This is a genomic window from Kitasatospora sp. NPDC085879, assembly GCF_040686255.1.
In the GTDB taxonomy this organism is placed as follows: Bacteria; Actinomycetota; Actinomycetes; order Streptomycetales; family Streptomycetaceae; genus Kitasatospora.
The window spans coordinates 67,219-86,754 of sequence record NZ_JBFBJZ010000030.1 but is presented as its reverse complement, the minus strand read 5'-3'; the positions used below and the strand labels follow the sequence as shown (position 1 = coordinate 86,754).

The window sequence follows — 19,536 nt, the reverse complement described above, 5'->3', positions numbered from 1 at the left end:
CGAACGCGCTCTCGGCCCGTGCCGCCCGCCCCGGGCGGCACAGGCCGTTCCCGTGTCGGCGTCCGGTCAGGCCGGCACCGGGGTGAGGGGGTGCAGCTCGCCGTGCCCGTCCTCGACGTACCCGTACGAGGACTCCGGTACCTCGTGCCAGGCGCCCTCCAGGTCGCCGAGCGGTTCGGAGACCACGACCCGCGTCCCGTCCGAGACGTGGCTCAGGGCCTCGATCTCCGGGTGCAGGGTCCGCAGGGTGCGTACGTCGGTGCTGAAGAAGAGCGAGCGGGAGTGGCGTTCGGTCGAGTACCGGAAGGCCCAGAGCCGGCGGCCGTCGGAGACCGCCACCGTCATCTGCAGCAGGTCGGGCACGCCGTGCTTCTTCCCCGCCGCCTCGACCACCCCGATCATGCGGGCGACGGCACGCGGGGCGTCCTCCTGCAGGCCGAGGGTCAGCGCCACGTAGAACATCAGCTCGGAGTCGGTGGACCCCTCGATGAACGGGTAGAGCACCGGGTCCACGGTGAGCGCCAGGTCCCGTTTGAGCTCGGGGAAGTCGTGGATCGCCCCGTTGTGCATCCACAGCCAGCGGCCGTACCGGAAGGGATGGCAGTTGCTCTGCTGGACGGCCGTCCCGGTGGAGGCCCTGATGTGCGCGAGGAACAGCGGCGAGCGGACGCAGCGGGAGAGTTCGAGCAGGTTGCGGTCGCTCCAGGCCGGGCCGGTCGCGTGGAAGATCGCCGGCTCGGCGGCCTCCTCGGTGTCGGGGTACCAGCCGACGCCGCAGCCGTCGCCGTTGGTGGTCTCCACGCCCATCCGCGCGTGCCGGCTCTGGTCGATCAGGGAGTGCCGGGGCTTGTAGAGCAGCTCCGCCAGCGCGATCGGAGACCCGGAGTAGGCCAGCCATCTGCACATGTCCTCACCGTCCCTCAGCGGCAGCGCGGGCGCCCGGACGGGCGGCCGCGGGCCTGCCGTCACCCGCCTTCCACGGTAGGCGGGGCCGGGCGCCCGGGCCCGCCGGGCGGCGCCCCGCCCACCAGGGTCAGCACCTGGTCGGTGCCGGTCACCGCGAGCAGCCGGCGCATCCGGTCGGGCACGTTCAGCAGCTGCAGGGTGGAGCCGCGCTCGCGGGCCTGCCGGTCGGCGTCCAGCAGCACGTTGAGGCCGCTGGAGTCGCAGAAGGCGACCGCGGCGAGATCGACCCGCACGGTGGGCGGCGCGGTGCGCGAGGCCCACGGCTGACGCAGGGCGTCGGCCAGCCGCGGGGCGGTCTCGCGGTCGATCTCGCCCGCGATCCGCAGCAGCGGACCGCCCGCCTGGTCCAGGACGACGATGCCGAGCTGCGCGGGTGTCCGGGCCATCGCGAACACTCCCTTCGGACGGCCGCCCGGCACAGTGGCGGACGGTGACGGCGCCCTCTCCACCGTAGGCCGGACCGGCCGTCGGAGGCAGCACGGCCCCGGCGCGGGGAGCGCCGGGGCCGCGGGCGTGGCAGCGGTGTCAGGGGCCGTCGATGAGGCGCTGCACCGCGGGCCCGCACAGGTCGGCGAGCCGCTCCGGGGCGGCCTGCTCGCTCGCCCCGCCGTCGCGGTGGATGCTCAGTGTGGCGCCCAGTCCGAGCAGGTGTCCGAGGATCAGCTCGGCCCGCAACTCCGGTTCGGCACCCGGGAGTCGGCCTGCCAGCCGACGGGTCACCTGCTCGCGGAAGCGGTCCCGCAGGACGGTCCGCTCGTCGGCGATGCCGAGCGAGAAGACCACCCGCAGCAGCGGGTCCGTGCGGCGCTGCCGCCGGGCACGGACCAGGGCGAGCACCATGTGCCGGCCGAGGCCGTCGAGCGGGGCGTCGAGCAGTTCGTCGGCGTCCGCGGAGAAGTCGGTGGTCTGCGCGAACAGCTCCTCCTTGCTGCCGAAGAGCTTGACGATCAGCGAGGCGCTGACCTCGGCCTCGGCGGCGATACCGCGCAGCGTGACCTGCGCGTACGGCTGCAGCGCGAAGGCCCTGCGGGCGGCCCGCAGGATCGCCTGCCGGCCGCTCGGGGCGGCGGGGTCGGTCATGCCCGGCCCTCCGCGACCCCGGCGGCCGCCCGGCCGCCGAGCCCGGCCTGCCCGCCCGGCGTGCCGGTCCGCGCCGGACGCTGCCGCCTGGGCAGGGCGAGGGTCACCAGTAGGGCGAGCACCGCGGCCACTGCGGCGACCAGGAAGACCACCAGGTAGGCGTGGAGCGTCGGCGCGGTGCGGCCGCCGACCTGGAAGGTGAGATTGGCGAGCACCGCGGCGACCACGGCGCTGCACACGGCCTGGCCGAGTGAGCGCATCAGGGTGTTGAGGCCGTTCGCCGCGCCCGTCTCGGCGGCCGGCACGGCCCGGATCACCAGGGCGGGCAGGGCGCTGTAGGCGATGGCGGTGCCGGCTGAGACCACGGTCGCCCCGGCGATGATCATCCACAGCTGGTGGCTGGTGAAGAACCGGACGACGTACCCGACCGCCATCACGCCTGCCGCCACCGCCAGCGTCACCTTCGGCCCGAAGGCCGCGGACATCCGGGCCGAGACCGGGGAGAGCGCGACCATCGACAGGCCGCCGGGCAGCAGGCACAGGCCGCTGACCACGATGGACGCGCCCAGGCCGTAGCCGGTGCTCTTCGGCTCCTGCACCATCTGCGCGGTGACCAGCGAGTTCGCGTAGAAGGCGAAGCCGATCAGCAGGGCGGCCACATTGGCCAGCAGCACCGCGGGGCGGGCCGAGACCCGTACGTCGACGACCGGGGTGGGGTGGCGCAGCTCGTACCGGGCCCAGAGCGGGGCCAGCACGACGGCCGCGGCGATCAGGCCGAGGGTGCGGCCGGAGGTCCAGCCCCACTGGGCGCCCTGGGTCACGGCGAGCAGCAGGCTCACCAGGACGGCGGACAGGCCGAGCGCGCCGAGCGCGTCGAACCGGCCCTTGGTGCGCAGCGGGGACTCCGGGACCTTCCACAGCACCAGGGCCATGTCGAGCAGGCCGAGGCCGGCCGACACCCAGAACATGGCGTGCCAGTCGGCGTGCTCGACGACCAGGGCGGCGGCCGGCAGGCCGATCGCGGCGCCGATGCCGAGCGTGGAGCTCATCAGTGCGACCGAGGGGAGCACCCGGGCGGGCGGCAGTTCGTCGCGCATGATGCTGATGCCGAGCGGCACCACGGCCAGCGCGGCTCCCTGCAGGGCGCGGCCGGCGATCAGCACCCCGATGTGGGAGCTCGCCGCGCACAGCACCGAGCCGAGGACGAGCACGCCCAGCGAGGCGAGCAGCACCCGGCGCTTGCCGTACATGTCGCCGATCCGGCCGAGCAGCGGCGTGCAGACCGCGCCGGTGAGCAGGGTGACGGTGACCAGCCAGCTCGCGGCCGTCGGGGTGCTGCCGGTGAGCTGCGGCACGTGCGGCAGCAGCGGCACCACCAGCGTCTGCATGACGGCGACCACCACGCCGCAGAAGGCGAGGATGCCGACGAGGAACGGGGGTGCGGAGGGCTCGGCGCCGGGCGCTTCGGTGTCGGTCATGGCGCTCCGTGCCGGCTGCCGGGGAGGGGTGCACAGGTGTTCACCGGTCCAGGGTAAACGCCTGTGCACCCCGGCCTGTGGGCGGGGGTGCCGGTGGGGTCCGTGGTGCCGTCGGGAGCGGAGCGGCGGCCCGGCGGGCGGCGGAGTAGGGCCGGACGGGGGGGCGCCGTGGGCCGGGCGGGGGTCGCGGCGGGGCCGGGCGGGTGAGGTCTCCGCCGTGTCGGCCGCGGATCGGGGCGTGCGGTGTGTCTCGGTGGGAGGGCGGCGCCCGAGGGCGCCGCCCTCCTGTCGCCGAGTTCCGGAGTGTCCCGTGCCGTACCCCGAGTTACCGCCCCGCCGCGCACTGCACCTGCTCCTGGCCGTGCTGGGCGCGGCCGGCGTCTGGGCCTGCACCGAGGGGGTCCGCCCCGCGGAGGCGGCGGCCGCCGCCCGCAGCGGGGGCATCGACTGGGACCGGATCGCGGCCTGCGAGAGCGGCGGCCGCTGGCACGTCGCGTCCGGCAACGGCTACTTCGGCGGGCTCCAGTTCGACCGCGCGACCTGGCAGGCGAACGGTGGGACGGCGTTCGCCCCGCGCGCGGACCTCGCCACCCGCGAACAGCAGATCGCCGTCGCCGAACGGCTGGCCGCCCACCGCGGGCTGCGGCCGTGGCCGGTCTGCGGCGCCCGCGGAGCGGCACGGGCCGCCACCCCCTCCCCCGCGCCGGCTCCGGCGCCTGCCGTGGAGCCGGAGGCCGCCGAACCGGAGGCCGCCGAACCTGAGGCCGCTGAACCGGAGGCCGCAGCGCAGTGGACGGTCCAGGAGGGCGAGGACCTGGCCGGCATCGCCGAGGCCCACGGCATCAGCGGCGGCTGGCAGGCCGTCCACGACCTCAACCGCGACATCCTCGGCGACGACCCCGACCTGATCGTCCCCGGCCAGGTCCTCCGCCTGCCGGCGCCGGACACCCCGTAGCGACGTCGGGACCGGTTCGTCCGCCCGGCCTCAGGCGGAGGCCTGATACGCGGCCATCCGTTCGATCAGGCCGCGCGGCGCGTTCTCGTCGAAGCAGAGGTCGAGGTTGCCGGCGGACTCGGCGGCGGAGGCCTCGCTGCGCGGGAAGAGCGCCTTCTCGTACTGCGCGAGGGCGGCCTCGGTGTCTCCGGGGCGGGCCGCGATCGCGGCGGCGAGTTCGGCGGCGTCCAGCATGGCCAGGTTGGCGCCCTCGCCGGCGAACGGGGACATCAGGTGGGCGGCGTCCCCGAGCAGGGTGACGCCGGCGGTGCGCTGCCAGCGGTGGCCGACCGGCAGGGCGTGGATCGGTCGCGGAACCAGCGCGCCCCGGGCGTCGGCGAGCATGGCGCGCAGCCGGTCGTCCCAGCCCTCGAAGTGGTGGAGGACCTCGGCCCGGGCGGCCTCCGTGTCGGTGAAGTCGACGCCGGCGGCCCAGTCCTCGGGCACCCGCAGGGCGACGTAGGCGTGCAGGGTGCCGTCGGTCTCCCGGTGGCTGAGGATGCCGCGGTTGTCGCCGAGCGCGAACATCATGCCGCCGCCCGCGAGTTCGGCGGTGGCGGGGTGCCGGACGGCAGCGTCCCGCAGGTCCGCCTCGACGAAGGAGACTCCGGTGTAGGCGGGGACGGCGTCGGAGAGCAGCGGGCGGATCCTGGACCAGGCGCCGTCGGCGCCGACCAGCAGGTCCGTGGTGAGGGTGGTGCCGTCGGCGAGCCGGAGTTCGTGGCGGCCGCCGCCGAGGGGCCGGGCCGCGGTGACCTTGGCGCCCCAGCGGACGGTGCCTGCGGGCAGCGAGTCGAGCAGGATGCGCCGCAGGTCGTTGCGGTTGACCTCGGGCCGGCCGCCGCTGTCGCCGTCCTTGTCGGCCAGCAGCACGGTGCCGTGCCGGTCGATGATGCGCATCGCCTGGCCGCCGGGGTGGATGATCGCGAGGAATTCCTCGTACAGGCCGGCGGCGCGCAGCGCGAGCTGGGCGGAGTCCTCGTGCAGGTCGAGCATGCCGCCCTGGTGGCGGGCGGTGGGCGAGGCGTCCAGGTCGAGGACGACGGCCTCGATGCCGTGGACGTGCAGGATGCGGGCGAGGGTGAGGCCGCCGAGGCCGGCGCCGACGACGGTGATCGGGTGGTGGTGGGTGGTGGCGGTGGTCATGTCGGTACTCCTGTCGGTCGGTCGGCGGCTCAGCGCGGGGTGTGCAGGACCCCGTTGAGCAGGACGCGGAAGCCCCAGTCGAGGCGTTCCTCGCCGGAGCCGGCGAGCAGGTCGGCGCCGAGGGCGGCGACGTGCGGGTGGGTGTCGGCGGCGGTGCCGCGCAGGACGGCCGCGAGGGCGTCCCACTCCTCGGCGCGGTCGCTCTCGTCGCTCCCGGCGCCCGCGCGGGGGGCGTGTTCGGCCGCGGTGGCGGTGGCGAACTGCAGCAGCAGGTCGAGCGCCCAGGCCGCCCGGTCGCCGGGGACGCCGCCTTCGGCGAGCAGGGCGAGCACCGCCTCCACGAGGTCGAGGTAGCGCTCGCCGGAGGGGCGGGCGACCAGGGCGGACTGGGCGAGGCCGGGATGCTCGAAGAGCACGTCGCCGTACGAGCCGAGGATCCGGATCAGCCGGTCCTGCCAGTCGCCGGGGGTGGTGACCGGGGTCAGGTCGACCGAGCCGAGCAGGTCGTCCAGGACGGCGGCGTGCAGCTCGGCGGTGTTGCGCACGTACACGTACAGCGAGGCGGGCCCGGTGTCGAGCTCCTGCGCCAGGCGGCGCATGGTGACCCGCTGGAGGCCCTCGGAGCGCACCAGCGCCACGGCGGTGGCGACGATCCCGTTCCGGCTCAGGGCGGGCTTGGCCGGGCGTTCGCGGCGGCTCCGCGGGGCGTCGGGGTGTTCGGTCATGGCTCCACCGTAACGAACATGTTCGTGACGAACAAGGCCGTGACGAACATGTTCGTTACGTGTCGCGCCGACCGCCGCGTTCCGCCGCCCCGGCGGCGCTCCCCGGACTACGATCGGCCCATGGTCGCTCGCACGCCCGCTCGGGCGGACTCGCCGCTCTCGCTCTGGTCCCAGGACTCGGTGCTGTCGATCGCCTCGGTCGGCTCGGCGCTCTCCGTCGGGTCCGTCGGCTCGGTGCTCTCCATCGGCTCGGTCGGCAGCGTGCTGTCGGTCGGCTCGATCGGCTCGGCGCTGTCACTGATCTCGGCCGGATCCTGGCTGAGCACCGGCTCGCTGCTCTCCGCCCAGTCCTGCTGGTCGGTGCTCTCCTGGCGGTCCTCGCGCGGGCTGATGGCCGCCGGCGCGGTCGCGGCGGTGGCCGGCACCGCCCTGCTCGCCGGCCACCGCGCCCGCCGGCCCTGACCGGCCCGCCGGCCCGCCGACCGTCGCGGACCGCACTCCGGTGACCGGCTGGGAGGCCCGCTACGGGCTCGACACCGCGGACCACCGCGCCGAGTCCGAACGCCTCGCCGCACTCGGCCACCGGCCGGTGCGGATCTCGGGCCACGCGATCGCCGGCGAGCCCCGGTACACCAGCCTGTGGACGGACCGACCCGGCCCCGCCCGGAAGGCCCGGCACGGCCTCGGCGCGGCCGCGTTCGGGGCGACCGTCGCCGAGCTGGCGCGCGCGGGGTTCCGCCCGGTCGACCTGTCGGTGGTCGCCGCGCGGGGCGGCCCGCTGTTCGGCGCGGTCTGGGAGCAGGAGGACGGGCCCGCGTGGACCGCCCGGCACGACCTCCGCCCGGCCGAGTACCGCGCGCTGTACGACCGTCTCTCCCGCGGCGGCCACCGGCTGCGCTGCGTCTCCCCCTACCAGGACACGGACGGCGAGCGCTTCGCCTGCGTCTGGGACCGGACGGCCGGGCCCGCCTGGACGGCGCGGCACGGGCTCCCGGCCGAGGCCTTCCGGCGGGAGTGCGAGCGGCTGGCCGCCGCCGGCCACCGGCTCGTCCGCTCGCTCGGTCACCCCGTCGGCGGCCGGATCCGCTTCACGGCATCTGGGAACGGTCGCCGGGCCTGCCGCAGACCGGCGGACAGGGGCTCCCACTGCACGACCACCACCACCGGGCGGCGCGGCACCGGGCCGCCGGGCACCGCCTGGTCGACCTCTGCGGCTTCTCCGACGGCGCCGCCGCAGGATGCACCGCGATCTGGGAGTCCACCCCGCCGAACGATCCCGGCGACCCGGTCGCGGCCCTCGTCGCGCCCTTCCTGCGGACCTGGGCGGTGCCCGCCCTGTCCTTCGCCGTCGCGGACGGCGGCCGGGTCCGGACGGCGCGCGCCTTCGGCCACGCCAACCCGGCCACCCGGGAGATCGCCACCCCCGCGCACCGCTTCCGGCTGGCGAGCGTCAGCAAGCCGATCACCTCCGCCGCCGTCCACCTGCTCGCCGACCGGGGCCGACTCGCCCTCACGGACCGGGTGTTCGGCCCGGGCACACCGCTCGGCACCCGTTACGGGACACGCCCCTACGGCGCCGCGCTGCGGGCGCTGCGCGTACAGCACCTGCTGGAGCACACGGCCGGCGGCTGGCCGAACGACGCCGACGACCCGATGTTCGCGCAGCCCTCGCTCGACCTGGACGCGCTCGTCTCCTGGACGCTGGACCACCACCCGCTGCGGGCCGCGCCCGGGACCGTCCACGACTACTCCAACTTCGGGTACTGCCTGCTCGGCCGGATCGTCGAACGGGTCTCCGGACTGCCGTACGCCCGGTTCGTCCACCGCTTCCTGCTCCGACCGGCGGGCGCGGGGCGGGCGGTGCCGGCCGGTGCCACCGCCGCGGACCGGCAGGACCCGGAGGCGGTGTACGTCGGCGTCGGCCCGGACGCGCCCTACCGGCTCCGGCTCGACCGGATGGACGCGCACGGCGGCTGGGCGGCGGCCCCCGCCGATGTGCTCCGCCTGCTCGCCGCCCTCGACGGCAGCTCCGGGCGCCCCGCACTGCTGCGCGCGGAGACCTTCACGGCGATGACCACCGCCTGCACCCTCCGCCCGGTCTCCGCGACCGCGGCCGGGTACGCCCGGGGCTGGGCGGTGAACGGCGCCGGGACGGTCTGGCACGAGGGCGCGCTCGCGGGCACCCGGTCCCTCCTGGTCCGCCGGGCCGACGGGCGCGCCTGGTGCGCCGTCTGCAACACCGGCCGTCCGGACAGCGCCCTCGGCGCGGAGCTCGACGCCCTGATGTGGGAGGTGCAGGCACTCGTCGGCACCTGAGGCGTCCGCGGCGTCCCGGCAGCGCGTGTTGGCGGGCGTCCTGGCGGGGCGTCAGCAGAGTGTCAAAGGTCGGCAGTGACCTCTGGCAGGGTGATCGATTGCCGGGGCGGGCCTGTGGCCTGAGACTCTAGGGACGCCGGCGGGCCACCAGGTTCCGTCCGGCCTCCGGGGGGCACCGTGCCGGCGACACCGTCGTCGGCCGGACGGGCGTGCGCCCAGCCGACCCGGGCACCGCGAGTCCGCCGGCCGACCCTCCGAGGTGACGATGACCGCTCTGTCCCTGAGCAAGCCCAGACGGGTACGCCTGCTCCCCCTGGTCGCGCTGATCTTCTTCAGCGTCTCGGGCGGCGCGTACGGCATCGAGGAGCTGTTCTCCACCTCGGGTCCCGGCATCGCCCTGCTGCTGATCGTGGTGGCCCCGCTGATCTACAGCGTGCCGCACGCCCTGGTCTGCGCCGAACTCGGCACCGCGATACCGGTCGAGGGCGGCTACTACCACTGGGTCAAGCGCGGCCTCGGCAGGTTCTGGGGCTTCCAGCAGGGCCTGCTGCAGTGGATCTGCAGCTTTGTCGACATGGCGCTCTACCCGGTGCTGTTCACCAGCTACCTGCAGAGCGTCGTGGGCTTCGTCGCACCCGGCAAGCACGTGCTGTTCCGGCTCGGCCACCTCCAGTTCGACCTGAACTGGTTCATCTGCCTCGGCGTGATCGTGGTGTTCACCCTGCTCAACCTGTTGGGCGCCGGCTGGGTCGGCGAATCCTCCGTCGCCTTCGCCGCCATCTGCCTGACGCCCATGCTGATCCTCACCGTCGTCGGCGTCGCCCGACTGGTCGGGGACGGCACCAACCCGGTCTCCGCCGCCACCGCGAGCACCGACCAGTCCGCGTGGACGGCCTTCGGCGCGGGCCTGTTCATCGTCATGTGGAACTACTCCGGCTGGGACAGCGTGTCCAACGTCGCCGGAGAGATGGAGAACCCGCGCAAGCACCTCCCCAAGGCGCTGGCCGTCTCGGTGCTGCTCATCATGGTCGGCTACCTGCTGCCCTCGATCGCCGCCCTCGCCACCGGCGCCGACGGGGACGCCGGCTGGAAGCGCTGGGAGGCCGGATCGTTCTCCGACGTCGCCCGCGAACTCGCCGGCCCCTGGCTGCAGATCGCCGTCACCGTCGGCGGGATGTTCGCCGCCGTCGCCATGTTCTCCGCCCTGCTCGCCTCCAACTCCCGCCTGCCGCTGGTCCTCGCCCAGGACGGCTACTTCCCGCAGTGGGTCGCCAAGGAGAGCCGCCGCTACAAGGCACCCGTCGTGTCGATCGTCGGCTCCGCCGCCGTCTACGCGATGTTCTGCCTCAGCAGCTTCGCCAACCTGGTGATCTTCGACGTCTTCCTCACCAACATCGGCATCCTGCTGGAGGTCGCCGCGCTGATCGCCCTGCGCATCCGCGAACCCGAACTCGAACGGCCCTACCGCATCCCCGGCGGCGCACTCGGCATCGCGGGCATCGTGGTCTGCCTGCTCAGCATCTCGGTCTGGGCCGCCTGGCAGCAGTACGTCGAGAGCGGTACCCAGGCGGTCACCTACGGACTGGTCGTCGTCGCCGGCTCCTGTCTGCTCTACCTGCCGCTCGCCCGGCTGCGGGACCGCCGCCTCCGCAGCACCGCACCCTCCACCCCCGCCGACGCCGCCTCCGAAGCGGCGACGCCCGCCTGACCCCTCCCACCGGCCCGCCGCGCCGCACTCCCCCGCGCCGGAGTGCGGCGGGGCGGGCCCGACCGTGGGCCGGGCACCGCTCGCAGGCCGCCCGTCACAGCGCCGACAGCCCGGTCGAACCCCCGAGCAGGATCCCGAGCCCCGCCAGGACGAACAGCACCCCGCCGGCCGCCCAGCGGATCCGCGGCAGCAACCGCGGCGCCACCAGCAACCCGGTGGCCGCGTAAGCGAGCGCCGTGGTCACCACCACCACCCCGGCCGGGGCGTCCCCTGGGCGTCCGGTGACCGCCCAGGCCCCCAACCGGTAGAGCGGCACCGCGAGCAGCGGGGCCGGCAGCGCCACCGCCCACGCCGGGCGCACCCGCACACAGCGCAGCAACAGCCAGGACAGCAGCGGCGCCACGACCGGCCCCGCGACCAGGGCCAGCAGAGGCCCGCCCGCACACTCCCACCCGTTGCCCTGTCCGGGCGGCACCCGTGCCTCGCAGTGGGCCGTGTCCACCTGGATCCACGCGACGACGGCCCCGAGCAGCGCCCCGACGGCCCCCGCCACCGCGCCCCGCTTCAGGGCGTACCGCCAGCCCTCGTACCCTGCCGCCGCCCGATCCGTCGGAGCCGCACCGATGTCCGCCACACCCGCCATCCTCGGCGGGGGCCCGACGGCCCGTCATGAGTAGACGTACTCACCGTTCCGCCGCGGCCCCGCGCCGGGCCCCGCGGTCGAGGAGCCGACGCGAACCGTACAGGTCTCGCGGCGCCACCCTGCGGGGGTCGTCGGGGCAGGACGGTCGGTAGGCTCCGGCCGTGAGCATCGTCGGACGGTACACGCGACTCGCACCGGCCGAGTTCGACCGTGCGTTGTGGGAGCCGGGGTGGGCGCGGGAGTTCGCCGAGGAACTGGCCGAGGCGGAGTCGGGGCGGGCGCTGCCGGTGGCGGAGCGGCGGTGCTTCGAGGTGGGGACGGCCTGGCACCCGCTGGCCTTCCTGCTCGGCCGCCACGGGTTCCCGGTCGACCTCCTGCACGGCGAGGAGGAGGTGCCGGAGACGGGCGAGCGGGGCTACGGGCCGCCGCGGCTGCTGGCTCCGGAGCGCGTCCGGCTCGCCGCGGAGACGCTGGCCGGGCTCCCGGCGCATGCCCTGACCGAGGGCGTCACCTCGGCCGACCTGGTGGCGGCGGAGGTGTACCCGAGCAGTATGTGGCAGCGCGAGGACGCGCTGGAGGTGGTGGCCGGGCACTACCTGGAGCTGTCGGCGTACGTCCGGACGGCCGCGCGGTACCGGCACGCCCTGCTGGTCCGGCTGGGCTGACGGCCGGGCCGGGCCATCTCGCTTCGCCCACGGTCGAGTTCGGCGGTGTGCCGGACGGGTACGATGCGCGCCGGACGAGTGGAGGAGCCGCGGTGTACTGGGCCGGACTGTTGCTGTGCGCGCTGCTGGGCGTGGAGCTCGGCGGGATCGCCGCGGGCATCGCGGACTCCCATGTGCCGCTGATCGTGATCAGTTCGAACCTGGCGCCGTGGACGGCGATCGGCGGGTTCACGCTGCTGGCCGGCGGCCGGCGCCGGCGGGTGGAGGCCGCGCTGGGCCCGGTCCGGCTGGAGACGGCGATGGCCCGGATCGAGTCGTCCCGGGCGGTCGGCGAAGGCCCGGACATTCCCCTGCAGTTGGACCTGACCGTCGCCCCGACCGGTCGCCCCGCCTACCGGGCGAACGCGACGGCGGTGGTGAACCTGATGGACCTGGACGAGTTCCGGGTGGGCCGGACGGTGGTGGTCGACCACGACCCGGAGCGGCCCTGGAACGTCCGGGTGCGCCGGCAGCCGGGCGCGGAGTTCGCCGGCCGGGTCGCCCTCGCCAAGATAGACACCGCCCCGGTGGAGACCCGCCGCAACGCCCCGTCCCTCGCCGACCGCAAGGGCGGCCGACCCCGTGGTGTGACGACGGGTCTTCTGGCGGTCCTCGCCGGCTCACTGCTCTCGCCGGTGCCCTTCCACGGCCTCTGGTCATAGGCCCTTCGCGCGGACCTTCTCCGGCCACCACAGCCTCCCGGCCGCTGCCGGGGACGGGCTGTCGGGCTGTCGGGCTGTCGGGCTGCATCGTGGCGCTGATCGACACCCGGTACGGCGGCCGGGTGACGAAGCGCCGCCTCGTGGAGCCGGCGGTGTCGCACCGGCGGGGCCCGCGGGGCGGGCGGCCGGTCAGGCGGGCGTTCCGGTCGCCGCGTAGTGGCGCAGGTAGGCGCGCAGCTCGGGCTCCACCGCGGCCGGGTCGCCGCCGCTGACGGTGTACCAGAGACGGTTCTCCGTCCAGAACCGGTGCGCGAATTCCTCGAAGGAGGCGGCGCACCAGAGGATCTCGGAGCGCTGCAGCTCGATGTCGTCGAGGTCGGTCGAGGGCCCCTCGCCCTCCTCGCGGGCCGCGTACTCGTACGCGTAGTCGAGCCACGAGTGCACCACGAACGCCTCACCGGACGGGCGGAGGTAGAGGTACCACATGACGCAGTCCTGCTGGTCCCGCAGGAACCGCACGAGGAAGGCCCCGGGCTCGACCGGGCTGGGCAGCGGCTCCGAGATGTCCGTCCAGCAGCAGGTCACCGAGACCTCGTCGAGTGTGTTCCGGAACCCGGCGGAGGTGTGGAAGGTGACGAAGTCCCGGGGCAGCGCCAGGCCGTGGGCCGCCAGGTCCGCCGCCAGCCGGTCGAGCGCCGCGACCTCGTCCGGGACGGGGTCACCGGCCTCGCCGAGCCACTCGAAGGCGCCGGTGTACCGGTCGGGGTCGAGCGGCGGCAGGCTGTCGTACGGGTACCGCTCGTAGGTGCCCGCGCAGGCGCGGTACTCCCCGAGGTCGGTGGCGCACCACGCGGCCTCGAAGACGGGTGCGGGCGCCCCGGACGTCGCTCCTCCGCCGGACATCGGCGTCTCCCTCGATCGGACTCGGCGATTGGTGGGCGTCAGCATCGCACGCCCGACCGACACCGCCCGTGACGGGGCGGATGTCGGCCGATCGAGCCGGGTGGAGCCGGCCGTCCGGCCCGGAGGCGGCGGCCGGTTCGGGGCCCGACGGGTGGTCAGGAGGTGGGGCGGAGGTCGAAGATGCCGTACGAGAAGCCTTCGGCGTGGATCCGGGTGCCGTCGAGGGTGACCCGGTCGGCCTCCAGGGGGTGCGGCTCGGTGCCGGGTGGGACGGTGCCGGGGCGCAGTTCGGCCGCGGCGGGGTCGCGGCGCGGGTTGACGACCACGAGGTGGGTGCCTCCGCGGAGATAGACGAACGGGTAGCCGCTGTGCAGGACTTCGACGCCCGCTCCGGTGCCCAGGGCGGGGTGGGCGCGGCGCAGTGCGATCAGGCGCCGGACGCGGTGCAGCAGGGAGCCGGGGTCGGCCAGGGCGGCGGCGACGGTGGGGCGGTCCCCGGCCGGGTCGATGGGCAGGTACAGACGGTCGGCCGGGGCGGTGGAGAAGCCGGCGTTGGGGCCGTCGTCCCACTGCATCGGGGTGCGGGAGCCCTGGCGGACCTGGCCGTCGTCGAGTTGGGCGCCTTCCTTGTCGGGGGTGCCAGGCACGTACCGCATGCCGATCTCGTCGCCGTAGTAGATGGTCGGCAGGGTGGGCCAGGTGAGTTGGAAGGCGAAGGCGGGGGCGGTCATGTCGCGGGTGCGGGTGCCGCAGGCGAGCCGGGAGAAGTCGTGGTTGGCGGTGGGCAGGGCGACGTGGCCCGAGCCCGCGGCGGCGGTGGACGCGGCCTGCCAGGCGGCGAGGAAGGGTTCCAGGGTGCCGCCGCCCTCGGGGGCGAAGTAGCAGGGTGCGGTGCCCCAGTCGGCGCGGTGGCTGCCCTGGGCGTTGCCCCAGAGCGAGCGGAGCGCGTCGCCGACGAAGTGCAGGAAGAAGTCGGCGTGGAAGCCGGCCGGGACGGAGACGGCGGGGTCGCCCCATTCGGCGATGAGGGCGCAGTCGGGGTACGCGGAGTCGATCCACTCGCGCATCTCGGTCCAGAGCTTGCTCGTCTCGGCGAGCCCGGGGTCGTCCTTGACGAGGGAGAACGCCATGTCGACGCGGAATCCGGCGATGCCGCGGTCGAACCAGTACGCCATGATCTCGCGCAGCGCCGCCCGGTTGGCCTGCGGGCCGGGCGCGTCGACGCCCTGCCGCCAGGGCTGGTCGGGGTGGGGGCGGGCGTAGCCGAAGTTGAGCGCGGGCTGGACGGGATAGAAGTTCGCCAGGTAGTAGCCCTCACGAGCGCCGGGCGCGGGGATCCAGTGCGAGACGGGGGTGCCGATCCGGTCGGACCAGATGTACCGGTCGTCGTCGGGGTCGGCGGCTGCGGCCCGGAACCAGGGGTGCAGGTGCGAGGTGTGGCCGGCCACCAGGTCGAGCATCACGCGGATGCCGCGGCGGCGGGCCTCGGCGACCAGCCGGACGAGGTCGTCGTTGGTGCCGTAGCGCGGGGCGACGGTGAGGTAGTCGGCGACGTCGTATCCGGCGTCGCCGAACGGTGAGGTGAAGCAGGGGCTGAACCAGATGACGTCGACGCCCAGGTGTTCCAGGTGGTCGAGGCGGCTCAGCACGCCGGGGAAGTCGCCGATGCCGTCGCCGTCGGAGTCGGCGAAGCTCTGCGGGTAGATCTGGTAGATCACGGCGTCGGCGAGCCAGGCCGGGGTGCGGCGGCCGGGCGGCGCGGCGGTGGGCCGGTACGGCGGTGTCGGCTGGGTCATCGGAGGCGGTTCTCCCTCGGCGACGGCGAACGGGGGCCTGGACGGCATGCTGCCAGGCCCCTACCCCGCCGGCCGGGAGGGGACTCGGTGGTGTCGGGCCCTGTGCCCGGCGCGGGCCCGGCCCGGGGAGGCGGACCCGCGCCGGGCGGGGTCAGGTGAGGGTGACGGCGTCGGCGCGGGCGTGGACGGTGAGGCCGGCGGCGTCCACCGAGACGCTGCTCGCGGCGAGGCCGATCGGCAGTTCGGGCAGGGTGCGGTCGCGGGCCTGGAAGACGGCGGCGAAGCGGCTGTCGGACGGGTCGAGCGGACGGCCGGCCAGGGTGGCGCCGACCGGTCGGACGCTCACCGTGCCGCCGGCGAGCGCCACGTCGGCGGTGACGTCCAGCGGCAGGCCGAGGACGGTGCGCGTCAGGTGCAGCCGGCCGTGGTCGGCGGTCACCTCGGAGTCCGGTCCGAGGCCGGCGGCCAGGGCGTCGAACGGGACGGTGAACCGCGCGTCCGCGCCGGCGGCCGTGTAGTGGCCGGACCGTTCGGAGACGTCCCGCAGGTCGACCCGGGCGGTGACCGGCAGGCCGCCGGCGGTGTGGGCGTCGGCCCGGACGGCCACCTCCGGGAAGGTGCCGCGGGCCGCCTCCAGCAGGAACGGGAAACCTCCGACGGTCACCTCCGGTGTGCCGACGACGGCCGGCTGCCGGGCGGACACCCGGTGGGCGAGCCGGTCCTCGGCGGCCCCGGCGGCGACCCGGTCGGTGCCGACGCCCGCCGCGGCCAGCCCGGCCAGCGCGGCGGCGGCCACCCGGCGCGGACGGATCCGGGCCCGGCCCGCCGAGGTCCCTCGGGCCGGGGAGGCCGTCATGGTGCGGGGCGTCACGGCGCACCCGCCCCGGTCGGCAGCGCGCTGTCCTCGGCGGTCTCGGCGAGTTCGGCCGGCGAGGCGGGTTCGGCGGGCGCGGCGGGCTCCTCCGTGCCGTCTCCCTCGATGTCGATGTGCGGCAGCAGGGCGTCCAGGCGGCGCGGGAGCCACCAGTTGCCGCGCCCGAGCAGCACCATCGTGGAGGGCACCAGGATGCCGCGGACCACGGTGGCGTCCAGGGCGACGGCGGTGGCCAGTCCGATGCCGAACATCTTGACCACGGGGTCGTCGGAGAGCAGGTAGCTCAGGAAGACGCTGACCATGATCAGGGCTGCCGAGGTGATGATCCGTCCGGTGGCACCGAGGCCCTCGACCACGGCGCGGCGGTTGTCCCGGTGCCGGAGGTAGGCGGTGCGGACGGCGGTCAGCAGGAAGACCTCGTAGTCCATGGAGAGCCCGAAGAGCACCGCGAACATCAGCAGCGGCACGTAGCCGGGGATCGGCACCGGTCCGTCGAGTCCGATCAGTGCGGCGCCGTGGCCCTGCTGGAAGACGGCGGTGAGCACGCCGTAGGCGGCGCCGACGGAGACCAGGTTCATCACCGCGGCCTTCACCGCGACGACCGGGGCCCGGAAGGCGAGCAGCAGCAGGAGTCCGGCGACGAGCAGGACGAAGCCGACGACGACCGGCATCCGCCGGGCCAGCCGGTCGTTGAGGTCGGCCTGCGCGGCGGGCGTACCGCCGACGTGGGTGGTGTCGCCGGGGCCGGCCGCGGCGGGCAGGGTGTCGGTGCGCAGCCGGTCGACGAGCGCGGCGGTGGCCGGGTCGGACGGGGCGGTGTCCGGGGTGACCTGCCAGCGGGCGGTGCGCCGGTCGGCGCTCAGCTGGGGCTGCCCGGCGGAGGCCACGCCCGGGGTCTTCTGCAAGGCCTCGGTGACGGCGGCGACCCGCCGGTCCGCCGGGCCGTCGGCGGGGGTGGCGAGGGTGTCCGTGACCTGGAGGGTGCCGTTGATGCCCGGGCCGAAGGCGGCGGCGAGCCGGTCGTAGGCGGTGCGGCTCGCGCTGCCGGTGGCGTTGGCGCCGGCGTCGAGCTGGCCGAAGGCGAGCTGGGCGGCGGGCAGGGCGAGGGCGCCGATCAGGACGGTGGCGGCCAGCAGGCAGCGCCAGGGCCGGGCGGCGACGACGGCCGCGACCCGTCCCCAGCCGCGGGGGCCTGCCTCCTGATCCCCCGTCACCTTCTTCTTCGGCTTCGGGGTGAGGCGGGGGCCGAGCAGGACGAGGACGGCCGGCAGCAGGGTGAGGTTGATGCCGACGGCGACCAGCACGGCGATGCCGGGGGCGAGCGCCAGCGCGTACAGCAGCGGAATGCCGCCGAGGGCGAGACCGGCGAGTGCGGCGACGACGGCGCTGCCCGCGAAGGCGACGGCCTTGCCGGAGCCCGCCGTGGTGCGGACGGCGGCCTCCTCGCGGTCCACGCCGGCGGCGAGGAGCTCGCGGAAGCGGGTCAGCCCGAAGAGCGTGTAGTCGATGCCGACGCCGAGGCCGATCATCGCCGCGATCGTCTCGCCGGAGGAGGGCATGTCGACCAGGTGTCCGACCAGGCCGAGCACCGAGAGCGAGATGCCGAGGCCGAGGCCGCCGGCGAGCAGCGGCAGACCGGCCGCGATCAGTCCGCCGAAGGTCAGGGTCAGGACGACGAAGGCGGCCGCGAGGCCGATCGCCTCGCTGTGGCCGGTGGAGCCCTTGTCGACGGCCGCGGCCAGGAAGCCGCCGGGCGTGACCTCGATGCCGGCCGCGGTCGCGGGGGCCGCGGCGGCCGTGATCCGGTCGGTGATCGCGGGGGTGATGTCGCGTCCGGTGACGTCGAGTTCGACCGAGAGGTAGCCGGTGCGGCCGTCCGCGCTGATCGACTTGGCGCCCGCCGGGTCGTAGGGCGTGGTCACGGCGACGACGTGGTCCACGTCGGCGATGGCGGCGGCGGCCTTCTTCACCGCCTCGGTCGCGGCGGGTGCGGTGAGCAGGGGGGCGGTGCCGGTGGTGTGCAGCACCAGCGGCTGGCGGCCGGAGGCGGAGCCGGGGAAAGCACTGTCGCCGAGGTCGCGCGCGGCCTGGCTGTCGCTGCCGGGGATCGACACCGCCTCGGTGGTGACCCGGCCAAGCGCTCCGACGGCCGCCAGGGCGACGGCCAGGAGCAGCAGCCAGGCGGCCACCACGCGTTTCGGTCTGCGGGCGCACCAGCGCCCCACGGCGGTGAACATCGGCGCACCGGCCTTCCGTACAGGACGGGTGCCACCGGGGCCCCGCCGAATTTCATTGCACTCTCCGTGCAATCAGTACGTTTGCACTGGTGGTGCAATAATGTCAACGAGGCAGGAGGAGGCCCCGGGATGCCGCAGAACCCCACCCCCGCACCGTCCGCGGACGGCCGCACCGAGCGCGGCCGGCAGACCCGCGAGAAGATCGCCGACGCGTTGCTCTCGCTGCTCGACGAGGGCGTGGTGCAGTTCCCGGCCGAACGCGTCGCCGAACGCGCGGGTGTGTCACGGCGCCTGGTGTTCCATCACTTCCAGGACATGGCCCAGCTGACCGACACCGCGGTCACCCGGCGGCTCGACCAGCTACTGGCCCAGATCCGGCCGCTACCGACCGACGGTCCGCGGAACGTGCGGGTCGCCGCCCTGGCCGAGCAGCGCGGTCGCATCCTGGAGTGGCTCACCCCGACCCGGCTGGCGATGCTGCGCATGGAGGCGCCCTCCGACCGCGTCCAGCAGGCGGTACGGCTGATGCTGGACCTCGGCCGGACCCGGGTCTCCGAGATCTTCGCCCTGGAACTCGACCGGCTGCCCGAGGCCCGCCGCACGGACCTCCTCAACGCCCTCGACGCCGCCACCACCTGGAGCACCTGGCACCACTGGCGCAGCGCCGGCCTCGACGTGGACGCCGCCCGCCGCACCATGGCCACCGCGATCCACGCCCTCCTCGCCGCCACCGACCACCCGGAGGCCCTGCCCGACGGTGCCCCCGGCACCGGCAACGAATGACCGACCGGTCGTTCCTCACGACATCCTCCGCCCGGACCGGAACGCCACGGAACTCCCCTGGTGCAGCGCGGCCCTGACGGCGCCGGGTCCCCGCAGTCGGGTCAGACCCTCCGATCCGGGCGTCGGCCGGCGACCGGGAGCCTTGATCCCGGGCGCCCGTGGTTCAGAGACCGGCTGGTTCAGGCGGTCGCCGGACAGCGGGTGCTGGACGCCATACTTGCCGCGGCTCGGGACAAGGGGCTGCTTACCGGCAAGGACACGGTCCGACTCCACGCATGTGCTGTCGGCTACGCGGGAGCTGTGCCGGCTGGAGACGGTCGTCGCCTTGACGCCCACCTCACCGGCACCCCACGAGCCCGCACCCGCACCAGCCACTTCGCAGCACTTAGCCTGCCGACCACACGATCGACGGGGCGAAGCAGACAGCCCCGAATTGGCCGACAGCATCGTGTCCGGAAGCGGGGCCGTCAGTGTCAGGCGCCACCAGTACGTCCTCGGCAGGGGTCACTCCGGACGGGACG

General features: G+C 75.1%; 18 protein-coding genes and 1 pseudogene. 8 read left to right on the top strand and 11 right to left on the bottom strand.

The window, feature by feature from the left end:
* Positions 1-66: 66 nt before the first annotated feature.
* The 4 genes from AB0P35_RS23005 to AB0P35_RS22990 all read right to left on the bottom strand — a co-directional run bounded on the left by AB0P35_RS23005 (position 67) and on the right by AB0P35_RS22990 (position 3,524).
* On the bottom strand, positions 67-906 hold the full coding sequence (locus AB0P35_RS23005; protein ID WP_363513503.1) for a class II glutamine amidotransferase: 840 nt from the start codon (positions 904-906) through the stop codon (positions 67-69).
* A 59-nt stretch (positions 907-965) separates the two neighbouring features.
* Positions 966-1,352, bottom strand: coding sequence for an STAS domain-containing protein (locus tag AB0P35_RS23000; RefSeq protein WP_363513500.1), 387 nt, complete (start codon positions 1,350-1,352; stop codon positions 966-968).
* A 139-nt stretch (positions 1,353-1,491) separates the two neighbouring features.
* Positions 1,492-2,046: a TetR family transcriptional regulator gene (locus tag AB0P35_RS22995; protein ID WP_363513497.1), complete on the bottom strand. Its 555-nt coding sequence runs from the start codon at positions 2,044-2,046 to the stop codon at positions 1,492-1,494.
* Positions 2,043-3,524 carry an MFS transporter gene (locus AB0P35_RS22990; protein WP_363513494.1) on the bottom strand — a complete coding sequence of 494 codons (1,482 nt, stop codon included), beginning with the start codon at positions 3,522-3,524 and terminating at the stop codon, positions 2,043-2,045. The genes AB0P35_RS22995 and AB0P35_RS22990 overlap by 4 nt, the downstream gene beginning before the upstream one ends.
* A 310-nt stretch (positions 3,525-3,834) precedes the next feature.
* Between AB0P35_RS22990 and AB0P35_RS22985 the strand changes: the two genes are divergently transcribed.
* On the top strand, positions 3,835-4,479 hold the full coding sequence (locus tag AB0P35_RS22985; RefSeq protein WP_363513491.1) for a transglycosylase family protein: 645 nt from the start codon (positions 3,835-3,837) through the stop codon (positions 4,477-4,479).
* Between the two features lie 30 nt (positions 4,480-4,509).
* On the opposite strand, the gene AB0P35_RS22980 is transcribed toward AB0P35_RS22985, so the two are convergent.
* Both AB0P35_RS22980 and AB0P35_RS22975 read right to left on the bottom strand, forming a co-directional pair.
* Positions 4,510-5,664 (bottom strand): NAD(P)/FAD-dependent oxidoreductase, encoded by a 1,155-nt coding sequence (locus tag AB0P35_RS22980; RefSeq protein WP_363513488.1) that lies wholly within the window; start codon positions 5,662-5,664, stop codon positions 4,510-4,512.
* A gap of 29 nt (positions 5,665-5,693) precedes the next feature.
* Positions 5,694-6,389 carry a TetR/AcrR family transcriptional regulator C-terminal domain-containing protein gene (locus AB0P35_RS22975; RefSeq protein WP_363513485.1) on the bottom strand — a complete coding sequence of 232 codons (696 nt, stop codon included), beginning with the start codon at positions 6,387-6,389 and terminating at the stop codon, positions 5,694-5,696.
* Between the two features lie 120 nt (positions 6,390-6,509).
* Here AB0P35_RS22975 and AB0P35_RS22970 point away from each other — a divergent pair, with 120 nt between their 5' ends.
* From AB0P35_RS22970 to AB0P35_RS22955, 4 genes and pseudogenes are all read left to right on the top strand, one after another.
* Positions 6,510-6,851: a hypothetical protein gene (locus AB0P35_RS22970; protein WP_363513482.1), complete on the top strand. Its 342-nt coding sequence runs from the start codon at positions 6,510-6,512 to the stop codon at positions 6,849-6,851.
* Positions 6,852-6,891: 40 nt separating this feature from the next.
* Positions 6,892-7,425: pseudogene (locus tag AB0P35_RS22965) on the top strand (hypothetical protein); the annotation flags it as partial.
* Positions 7,404-8,705 (top strand): serine hydrolase domain-containing protein, encoded by a 1,302-nt coding sequence (locus AB0P35_RS22960; RefSeq protein WP_363513479.1) that lies wholly within the window; start codon positions 7,404-7,406, stop codon positions 8,703-8,705. The pseudogene AB0P35_RS22965 and the gene AB0P35_RS22960, both read left to right, overlap by 22 nt.
* A 265-nt stretch (positions 8,706-8,970) precedes the next feature.
* Positions 8,971-10,413 carry an APC family permease gene (locus tag AB0P35_RS22955; protein WP_363513476.1) on the top strand — a complete coding sequence of 481 codons (1,443 nt, stop codon included), beginning with the start codon at positions 8,971-8,973 and terminating at the stop codon, positions 10,411-10,413.
* Between the two features lie 94 nt (positions 10,414-10,507).
* On the opposite strand, the gene AB0P35_RS22950 is transcribed toward AB0P35_RS22955, so the two are convergent.
* Positions 10,508-11,047, bottom strand: a complete 540-nt coding sequence (locus AB0P35_RS22950) for a hypothetical protein (RefSeq protein WP_363513474.1) — start codon at positions 11,045-11,047, stop codon at positions 10,508-10,510.
* Between the two features lie 170 nt (positions 11,048-11,217).
* Between AB0P35_RS22950 and AB0P35_RS22945 the strand changes: the two genes are divergently transcribed.
* On the top strand, positions 11,218-11,721 hold the full coding sequence (locus AB0P35_RS22945; RefSeq protein ID WP_363513471.1) for a DUF1877 family protein: 504 nt from the start codon (positions 11,218-11,220) through the stop codon (positions 11,719-11,721).
* A gap of 92 nt (positions 11,722-11,813) precedes the next feature.
* The gene (locus AB0P35_RS22940) at positions 11,814-12,422 is read left to right on the top strand and encodes a hypothetical protein (RefSeq protein ID WP_363513468.1); all 609 of its coding nucleotides are present in this window, start codon (positions 11,814-11,816) and stop codon (positions 12,420-12,422) included.
* 189 nt (positions 12,423-12,611) lie between these two features.
* Here the strand turns inward: AB0P35_RS22940 and AB0P35_RS22935 are convergent, their stop codons facing one another.
* The 4 genes from AB0P35_RS22935 to AB0P35_RS22920 all read right to left on the bottom strand — a co-directional run bounded on the left by AB0P35_RS22935 (position 12,612) and on the right by AB0P35_RS22920 (position 18,232).
* Entirely contained in the window at positions 12,612-13,325 is a 714-nt protein-coding gene (locus tag AB0P35_RS22935; RefSeq protein ID WP_363513465.1) for a hypothetical protein, read from the bottom strand.
* Positions 13,326-13,480: 155 nt separating this feature from the next.
* Entirely contained in the window at positions 13,481-15,121 is a 1,641-nt protein-coding gene (locus AB0P35_RS22930) for an alpha-amylase family glycosyl hydrolase (protein WP_363513462.1), read from the bottom strand.
* A 151-nt stretch (positions 15,122-15,272) separates the two neighbouring features.
* Entirely contained in the window at positions 15,273-15,977 is a 705-nt protein-coding gene (locus tag AB0P35_RS22925) for a DUF2993 domain-containing protein (RefSeq protein ID WP_363513459.1), read from the bottom strand.
* 11 nt (positions 15,978-15,988) lie between these two features.
* Positions 15,989-18,232, bottom strand: a complete 2,244-nt coding sequence (locus AB0P35_RS22920; protein ID WP_363513456.1) for an MMPL family transporter — start codon at positions 18,230-18,232, stop codon at positions 15,989-15,991.
* A gap of 129 nt (positions 18,233-18,361) precedes the next feature.
* On the opposite strand from AB0P35_RS22920, the gene AB0P35_RS22915 reads away from it, so the two are divergent.
* The gene (locus tag AB0P35_RS22915) at positions 18,362-19,015 is read left to right on the top strand and encodes a TetR/AcrR family transcriptional regulator (protein WP_363513453.1); all 654 of its coding nucleotides are present in this window, start codon (positions 18,362-18,364) and stop codon (positions 19,013-19,015) included.
* The last annotated feature ends 521 nt before the right edge of the window (positions 19,016-19,536 follow it).

Bases quoted from the DNA above. Each gene is read 5' to 3' on its own strand.
- AB0P35_RS23005 (WP_363513503.1), bottom strand. From the start codon at position 906: ATGTGCAGATGGCTGGCCTACTCCGGGTCTCCGATCGCGCTGGCGGAG.
- AB0P35_RS22915 (WP_363513453.1), top strand. From the start codon at position 18,362: ATGCCGCAGAACCCCACCCCCGCACCGTCCGCGGACGGCCGCACCGAG.
- AB0P35_RS22955 (WP_363513476.1), top strand. From the start codon at position 8,971: ATGACCGCTCTGTCCCTGAGCAAGCCCAGACGGGTACGCCTGCTCCCC.
- AB0P35_RS23000 (WP_363513500.1), bottom strand. From the start codon at position 1,352: ATGGCCCGGACACCCGCGCAGCTCGGCATCGTCGTCCTGGACCAGGCG.
- AB0P35_RS22970 (WP_363513482.1), top strand. From the start codon at position 6,510: ATGGTCGCTCGCACGCCCGCTCGGGCGGACTCGCCGCTCTCGCTCTGG.
- AB0P35_RS22980 (WP_363513488.1), bottom strand. From the start codon at position 5,664: ATGACCACCGCCACCACCCACCACCACCCGATCACCGTCGTCGGCGCC.
- AB0P35_RS22935 (WP_363513465.1), bottom strand. From the start codon at position 13,325: ATGTCCGGCGGAGGAGCGACGTCCGGGGCGCCCGCACCCGTCTTCGAG.
- AB0P35_RS22995 (WP_363513497.1), bottom strand. From the start codon at position 2,046: ATGACCGACCCCGCCGCCCCGAGCGGCCGGCAGGCGATCCTGCGGGCC.
- AB0P35_RS22930 (WP_363513462.1), bottom strand. From the start codon at position 15,121: ATGACCCAGCCGACACCGCCGTACCGGCCCACCGCCGCGCCGCCCGGC.
- AB0P35_RS22975 (WP_363513485.1), bottom strand. From the start codon at position 6,389: ATGACCGAACACCCCGACGCCCCGCGGAGCCGCCGCGAACGCCCGGCC.
- AB0P35_RS22925 (WP_363513459.1), bottom strand. From the start codon at position 15,977: ATGACGGCCTCCCCGGCCCGAGGGACCTCGGCGGGCCGGGCCCGGATC.
- AB0P35_RS22920 (WP_363513456.1), bottom strand. From the start codon at position 18,232: ATGTTCACCGCCGTGGGGCGCTGGTGCGCCCGCAGACCGAAACGCGTG.
- AB0P35_RS22990 (WP_363513494.1), bottom strand. From the start codon at position 3,524: ATGACCGACACCGAAGCGCCCGGCGCCGAGCCCTCCGCACCCCCGTTC.